We start from the raw sequence: 7,942 nt of genomic DNA on the forward strand, positions 1-7,942 counted from the left end.
AATACAGTAGATTTAACAATGACAATAGAGTAAATAAATGCATCCATCGCTCGGCGATTCATATTAACCGCATTGGCGCTTTATAAAAAAATAAACTTCCGTCAACTAAAATTATCAAAGAAAACCTGACATCCATATTTTATAAAATCTCCATATACATGGCTATAAAGATACGGATCAATCACATATTAATTAGGCAACATCCGTCATGGTCACATTGAACATCTTAAAACTCAAAAGATAGCGACCTTAAAAATTAGAAAAAATGAATGATAAAATATACGGTTATATTATGGAAAAATTTGAGAAATTTCCCAGTACAACATCTGTGATTATGCATAATCTAATTAATATATATACTGCCGATTTAGGTACCGCTGAGAAAAATCTTTATAAACTTCTATGGGGTATGAAAAATTTTAAAGAGCAGTAAAAATTTGACATTTTGGATACATTGAATATAATAAAATCTATTATGGTAGATGGAATTAAGGGAAATAATTACTGGGAGCCAAATAAAGTCCGTGGTTCCTATGGCAATACAAATCAACAACCATTGAACACATCCATATCAACGGAAAAAGCAGCTGAACATGTACAAAATAGCACAAATTTGATCCGCGATATGATCATGAACCAAAATGTTAACATTGATACACTTCGCAACGAAATTCTTTCAATAGCAGACAATATCCAGGGAGCTATGTTTTTAATAAAAAGCAACGGCGGCACAGCTAGTATAAATTTCGATCAAAAACTAGACCTAATGCATGTCCAAAGCAATCTCGTCCGGCTTCTACCACTTCTTGAGCTACTCATAAGCCCCACATCTCATCTTCTCGGCGAAAATAGTAAGTCAACTCTGCGCGTCATATTAAGAGATGAAAATGGTAGCTTGCAATCCATGGCCAATATATTGCAAGACATCCTGAATGCACTGCCATAGCTATTTTTTATTCACAAAGCTTTCTAAATATTTCCAAAAAGAACCACTGCCCTCGGTAAGCTGCTCATCCGTAACCGGCAGGCAAAACCTGTATAGAAAATCATTAAGTGTATGTTCGCCAAGAATATACCGACAATATATTACATCTTCATCAATGACTTCAAAGTAGATTCTTAAATCGTCGATTCTACATCTATAAATGTCTGTGCCTTCCCTTCGAAACCTTCCTATTGTCGCACTTTTGCCCAACGGAATGTTACCATCGCAAACTTCACCGATCTTGTCAAGAAGTTTTAATTGAATTAATTTATCCAATTTACTGAATTCATTTAAACTCTGATCGCTAAATGTAATTTGTTTCATAATGGGTTCTTTTGTTTTGAAATTCCCATCGATTATCCACCATTGATAGCATTAGCAAATCGAGGCAATACACAATGAAAATTTTATATATATCCCCAATAAAATATCACGGAAGCACTTGCTAGTCAATATATTAACCATATGACAAACTGCTATGGCTCTATTTTTATCAGACTCTCCGACGAAAATATTTCACAAATTTCGTGAAAATTTACAGGCCATCGACCCATTTAATAGCCTGCCAACGGCCATCGTTACACCAGATGTCGTCGATATGGATTTAATAAAAATGAAACTCATGGAAAGTGACACTGCGGCATTGAACTGCAACTTCTTTACGCTAAAAATGTTAATAGAAAAAGTTCAACCAGCATTAAGTAGAAAGCCTGCAACCAAAAAGGACCTGGCCATGATTTGCCAACAGATGGTTGAAACCATGCCTGCGAGCAGCGAAAAAACTCTACTCAGATCAAACATCTATGAATTTTTGGAAGCCATCGACGATATTACACAGGCGAATTGTAATTTCTCCATCTTCAACAACCAAAGATTCACTGCCGCCGCCCAGGCCCTCCAGACTGCAATGAAAAAATACAACATTTTCACAGCCAATGACCATCTAAATGACCAAATTAGTCATATGGCCAACAACAACCGTAAGATGTTCCAGCTGATGATGTTTTATGGTTTTTCATCGCTACACATTGATAAACTAGCGGCCATCAGCGCCCTGCAATCACTGGCAATAAATTCGGCTTTCTACTGCCTATATGATGAGTGCAGTGACGCGGAATTTTTCTCACTCGAACCGCTGGAAAAGCTTTTCGGCGAAGCAGAATACCTATACTCAGCCAATGAGATTTTTTTGCAAAATGTAAAAATTACACACACCGAAACACAATTCGCCGAAGCATCCTTCATTCTCGATGAAATTGAAAAAATTATACAGTCTAAAAAGATGGCCCATATCGGCCTGGTGGCACCGTACCATAATTGCCTTAGTCTAAACATTATTGCCAACATTCTGTCATCCAAAGGCATCGCCTATTATGACCCATCATCTAAATTCCTCCCGGCCACCCAAAACCAATTAATTTTATATGCCTGGGCAACATTTCAAGAAAAGTTAACACCGCCATCATTGTTAACTTTCATGAGGCAACTACTTATAAATCACATACTTGAATTCGATGACTTCAATAAAATACTGGACGAATTTTCCAAGGCATTCGACAATACATTGGAAAAAAATTGTACAAAATTGCTAGCATTCATAGGTCTGGATGAAGCATCAAAGTCTGTGTCACTTTTCAAAAAATATCCGTTGTTACCATGCCACGCAACTTTTTTTGAGTTTTTTAAATTAACAGAAAAAATTTTCCCAAAAATCATTGCCTCGGAAAATGTTGAAGTAGCAATGGCTTTCAAAACACCAATCAGTAGAGCTAACTTTTGCACCAGGCTAAAAGGAGCCATACTGGACAAAAGGCATAAAATTTCCACCCACTGCCAAAATAACTCCAAAATATGGCTACTCTCCAACCAACAGGCCGAAAAATATACATTCTCGCACCTATTCGTTCTGTCAGCAAACGAAGAAACCTGGCTCAGTCAATCTGAAAATATTTTCCTCAGCGATGAAATAAAAGGCAAAATAACTTCGACAGATAAAAAAATAACAACCTCTAAAATGGCCATCGACAGAAAGAGACATTTCCTCGACAATCTCTGCAACCTATCGCCAAATATTTTTATAACAGATCACAAAAAAAATACCCTAACTAGTTCCACGCCAATACATATCTTCGAAGATAACCAGGAAATACCGCCCGGTGATACAGCCAAGTCATACCTTGGCAGGATCCACAGCCAGCAACCAAAACCATCACCGAAGCAAATCGATGAATTCAAGCGCATCCATGCTCTGCGCCGAAACGAAGCCATTAAATTTGGCGACTACGATTACTCGTTGGATCAGAAGCAGATGGGTACTTTTTCCATCTCTTGCAAAGCCATCGAACGGGCAATAACCCATCCGGTCGATGTCTGGAATGAAACAATATTAGGGATAAAAAGCATACAACGTTTTGAAGCAGATGCAGTTACAATTCAACGCATCCGGGGAACTCTAATTCATAATCTGCTGGATTTTAGCTTTGCTAAAAGAAAACCTCAAAAAATACCAACCCAGAATGTGTTTCATAGCATCCTCGAGGCCAAACTATTTGGAATACATAACAAGATTAAAACGACCATTGGCCACCCATCACCGCTCTGTGAAAATATATTCCAAGAAAGCCTCCAGGTCGCCATGAACCTGGCCGACCATATCTCGAAAATTGGCGAAGGGAAATGGTTTTTTAGCGAATATCCCATATCGGGCCCCATCGTTGTCTCCGAGGCACTTACCATAACCGCCAAAGGCAGAGTGGACATGATCATCACCTCTTCACCAAATTTTCCTGACCCGGAAAATTCCTGCGAAAATATCATCATCGACTATAAAACTGGCATCGATAATCCGCTGACACCTGCCAAATTTGGAAAAATCGACGACCGTTCGGGCGAAATTAATCTAAGTGGTTTGCAATTAATACTATACGCCCTAGCTCTGCGATCCCGAGGCTGTAAAAATCTAAGCATTGCCATGGTAAAAGAAGATTTTTTTGAAGAACATGCCGACAGCAACATTCATTCTCTCAACGACTTCTCAAACATAACCCATGAGCATGTTATCAGAATAATAAAAAATATCGCCATCTACGGCTTATTTGGCCAGCAAAAATATGGAAAATTCCTCGGCATCAATCACAAACAGATCTCCATCCTACCCATAGCCACTGACATAATAAATAAAAGAGCTGCCCTTTTGAAAAGCAGCTCTGATTTTGACCATTTGCCCAAAAATCAATGATTGCAGATGCATATACGATTATTCAGAATCGTCATCATCCTCTTCATCGGATTCACTATAGAAATCCTCGTCGAAATCCTCATTAACTCTAACCGACGCTAAGCTCGGATAGCTAAAGAGCATGCAAGAGGAACCAGCCACTTGAAACATTAAAACAGTCAATAAAACAATGAATCTACTTCTTTTCATAATATACAAACTCCTTTTATTTTCCCATCATTCGGGTGGCAATAACATATTACTATCAGCCACCAATGCAACAAAAATATGATAAAATAGTAAAATAAGACACATGGATGTCACACTAGTGTATAAATATAAATATCATAGAATACCATCTCCTTCAGTATCGGATTCCATCTCAAATCTATCAAAGGCTTCGCTGAGATTCGCAAAATCCTTATTATTATGAATCTTTTCATAGGCTCTCAACTCGGCCTCCAATTCACTTGCATCGTAATTCGCTGCCTTCACTGATAATCCAATCCTCCGTTCATTTTTATCAATTTTGATAACCCTGGATGAAACCTCATGGCCCACCTGGAGCACATCCTTCACTTTCTCAACGCGCTCTTCGGCCACCTGACTTATATGGACAAAACCATCTATTCCGCTATGTAACTCAACAAATGCCCCATAGGCAGTAATCTTGTTGACTTTGCCAGTAACCAAACTACCAATCTGGAATATCTCGTCTATGGTTTCCCATGGATCTTTTTCTAACTGTTTGATACCCAACGCAATCTCATGCTTGTCCATGTCCACATTAATGACAACCGCATCCACCATATCGCCTTTTTTCAGCACATCATTCGGATGATTTATCTTCCTCGTCCAGCTTATATCAGACACATGAACCATGCCATCAATCCCTTCCTCCAACTCCACAAAGGCACCATAATTGGTCAGATTGCGGACGGCTCCTCTCACCCGAGCTCCAATGGGATAGTTATGCCTGACCATTTCCCATGGATTTTCTTCTAACTGCCTGATACCAAGAGCAATCCTCTGATTATCTTTCTCTATGCCCACCACCACTGCCGAAATTATATCGCCCACCTTCATGATTTCACTGGGCTTATTTATGCGTTTCGTCCAGGACATTTCTGCAATGTGAATTAGGCCTTCCACGCCCTGTTCCAATTCCACAAATGCTCCATAGGGCACCAAATTGACCACTTTGCCAGAAACCTTTGACCCAATGGGATACTTGGCCTCTATATTTTCCCAAGGATTTGGAGCCGCCTGCTTCATACCTAATGAAACTCTTTCGCGCCCCTTATCGATGTCCAAAACCATTACACTTACCTCTTCTCCTACGGAAACCACATCCTCGGGATGAGAAACTCTGCCCCAGGATACATCTTTTATATGTAACAGTCCATCAAGACCATCTAGATCGACAAACACACCATAATCCGTTATGTTCTTCACCACACCACGACATATATCACCCACATTGATATTATCCAGAACCTTCTGACGCTTTTCATGGCGTTCTTCCTCGATCAGCTCACGACGAGAAACGATCACATTTTTTCTTTCTTGATTTATCTTAACTATTTTGAAATCATGAGTTTGACCAATATACTGCTCTAAATTTCTTGGAGCCTGCACATCAATTTGCGAACCCGGAAGGAAAGCATCGACGCCTATATTGACAATCAAGCCACCTTTGGTTTTCGACTTTATTTTGCCAGAGACCACCGAACCTTCAGTACAATTTTCTACGATAACCTCCCAATTTCTTTTTTGCTGGGCCTTGTCATAGGAAACGACCGGCAAACCAAATTTATCTTCAAGTTTTTCCAAAAAAACCTCTATTTTCGAACCGACTTCCACATCACTGATATCGCTAAATTCTGATATCGGGATCCTGCCATCGGTTTTTGTACCGATGTCGACATAGACGAAATCATCGCCTATGGATGTGATTAGTGCATCTACGACACTTTTTTCGCTTAATTCTTTAACTGGATTACTTATTAAAAGAGACTCCATTACGCTAGACATAATAAAAACTGGTTAATTGTTAATAACATAGAGTCCAGGCTACTGACCATGGAAACTCTGGATTTTCGATATTACATTTTATCTGGCCTAGGCAAGTAGAATTATATCAATTCGCCATGAAACCTTAGCAACGGCCATTGAGCGATGGATACTTTTCAATCCGAGGTTCCATTTCCGAACAATTTTTATTTTTTATAAGAAAACTCACCGTAGGTAGTCTCATCATTGGTCAAATAATTTGTCCACATTTTCCATTTTCACATTAAAATACTCTCCGCAATGCCATTCCGTATATATTGCAGCCTTATATACATCTTTACCATATATCTCTTCATTATATACCCCATCACTCCGTTTACTTATAATTTCATCACAAAAGGTTTTCAAAATATCAAGACAGTGATCAATTTCGACTTTCATTGCTTTAAATTCATCCTGACCCTTAATTGTATTACTGGATATACTATTTAGCTTTTCTTCTATTCCCTTTAGATCATTCATACAGTACCGCATCCTAAGTTCTAGTATATCCAATTTTAATGAAATTTCTTCATTTTCTAATGAAGGGTTTTCTCCTGAAGATTGAGTACCTCCCTCGCATTTGGCATCTATATTTTTTCTATTGCGTTCTGCAACATATTCAAAAGAATCAGTACTTACTTTTTCCTTATAAAATTTACAATAGTTGTTCATACATTTTGGACCTACACCCCCAATTTATTCCATGATATGGAAGTATCTTCGGGTTGTTTGGTTTTATCTACTACCATAGGTTCCGATATCATTTCTTCAAAATTGAATTCGGTTTTGAATTTACCATATAAATCTTTTGCCTCGGTAAACTTCATTTCAGCATTATTTTCGTTTTTCCTATTTACTTCGTTTTTCCCATTTACTTCATTTTTCCCATTTACTTCGTTTTTCCCATTTACTTCGTTTTTCCTATTTACTTCATTTTTCTTATTTACTTCGTTTTTCTTATTTATTTCATTTTTCTTATTTATTTCAATTTCCGCTTCATATTTCATAAGAGTTGCTACTTCTTTTCCAGTAAGGGCTTTACCTTCCTCAATTTTTTTTTCAATCTTTCCGCATTTTGTCACCTGCTTTCTGCTCAGTACATTACAATTTCTTCCTGATATAGAGTTAAAGTTATCTGCATTTATCTTATACCTTTCTCCGAAATTTTTATTTAAGACTCTGTTAATTATATTTTGTAATCCATTACTCTTTTTTTCAATTTGTACTTTAGCGTCGCCTATCGTGATTTCTTTTTTATCACGAAGTTCTTTTCTTTTGCTAGAAATATGCGGGTCTTGAATACGCGAGTCTTGGAATCCATAGCTACCTCCATTTATGCTCATAATATCCTCCTATTTATAATTTTACAACAATACCTTCTTAAAATCATTGACATTTGCTATGCAATTACTTCAGTAATTCCAGAAGAGTTAGCACCTTTTATTTTGTGATTTTTCTTCTCCTTGGCAAGGAAACTTTGGATTAACTGATCTTTTCTAAGTCCAAAGGAGTCCTATATCCCTAACCATCTAGGGGCCATGATGATTTCGTCATTTATTTTATATTCATCCCAGGAAGCCGACTGCCGTGGATAATTTTTCGACCTTTCCTTATCTAAATCAAGAGAAATTTACCTTTGATTCTGCTTCTGAGTCTGGCCAAATTTCACATCCCAAACCCTTCAT

At 37.8% G+C, this 7,942-nt stretch carries 7 protein-coding genes; 2 read left to right on the top strand and 5 right to left on the bottom strand.

From position 1 onward, the window contains the following. Nucleotides 1-475: 475 nt before the first annotated feature. A complete protein-coding gene (locus LBH49_01455; GenBank protein MDR0351294.1) occupies nucleotides 476-946 on the top strand; it encodes a hypothetical protein in 471 nt (156 codons plus the stop codon). Here LBH49_01455 and LBH49_01460 read toward each other — a convergent pair whose 3' ends face one another. Then, a complete protein-coding gene (locus LBH49_01460) occupies nucleotides 947-1,309 on the bottom strand; it encodes a hypothetical protein (GenBank protein MDR0351295.1) in 363 nt (120 codons plus the stop codon). Between the two features lie 154 nt (nucleotides 1,310-1,463). Between LBH49_01460 and LBH49_01465 the strand changes: the two genes are divergently transcribed. Next, entirely contained in the window at nucleotides 1,464-4,223 is a 2,760-nt protein-coding gene (locus tag LBH49_01465) for a hypothetical protein (protein MDR0351296.1), read from the top strand. An 18-nt stretch (nucleotides 4,224-4,241) separates the two neighbouring features. Here the strand turns inward: LBH49_01465 and LBH49_01470 are convergent, their stop codons facing one another. The 4 genes from LBH49_01470 to LBH49_01485 form a co-directional block, all read right to left on the bottom strand. Then, nucleotides 4,242-4,412: a hypothetical protein gene (locus LBH49_01470; protein ID MDR0351297.1), complete on the bottom strand. Its 171-nt coding sequence runs from the start codon at nucleotides 4,410-4,412 to the stop codon at nucleotides 4,242-4,244. Between the two features lie 135 nt (nucleotides 4,413-4,547). After that, nucleotides 4,548-6,236 (bottom strand): 30S ribosomal protein S1, encoded by a 1,689-nt coding sequence (locus tag LBH49_01475; protein MDR0351298.1) that lies wholly within the window; start codon nucleotides 6,234-6,236, stop codon nucleotides 4,548-4,550. Between the two features lie 222 nt (nucleotides 6,237-6,458). After that, entirely contained in the window at nucleotides 6,459-6,929 is a 471-nt protein-coding gene (locus LBH49_01480; protein MDR0351299.1) for a hypothetical protein, read from the bottom strand. A gap of 11 nt (nucleotides 6,930-6,940) precedes the next feature. Further along, on the bottom strand, nucleotides 6,941-7,600 hold the full coding sequence (locus LBH49_01485; protein ID MDR0351300.1) for a hypothetical protein: 660 nt from the start codon (nucleotides 7,598-7,600) through the stop codon (nucleotides 6,941-6,943). Nucleotides 7,601-7,942 lie beyond the last annotated feature (342 nt).

Source organism: Puniceicoccales bacterium, assembly GCA_031255005.1.
Classification (GTDB): Bacteria; Verrucomicrobiota; Verrucomicrobiia; order Opitutales; family LL51; genus JAIRTH01.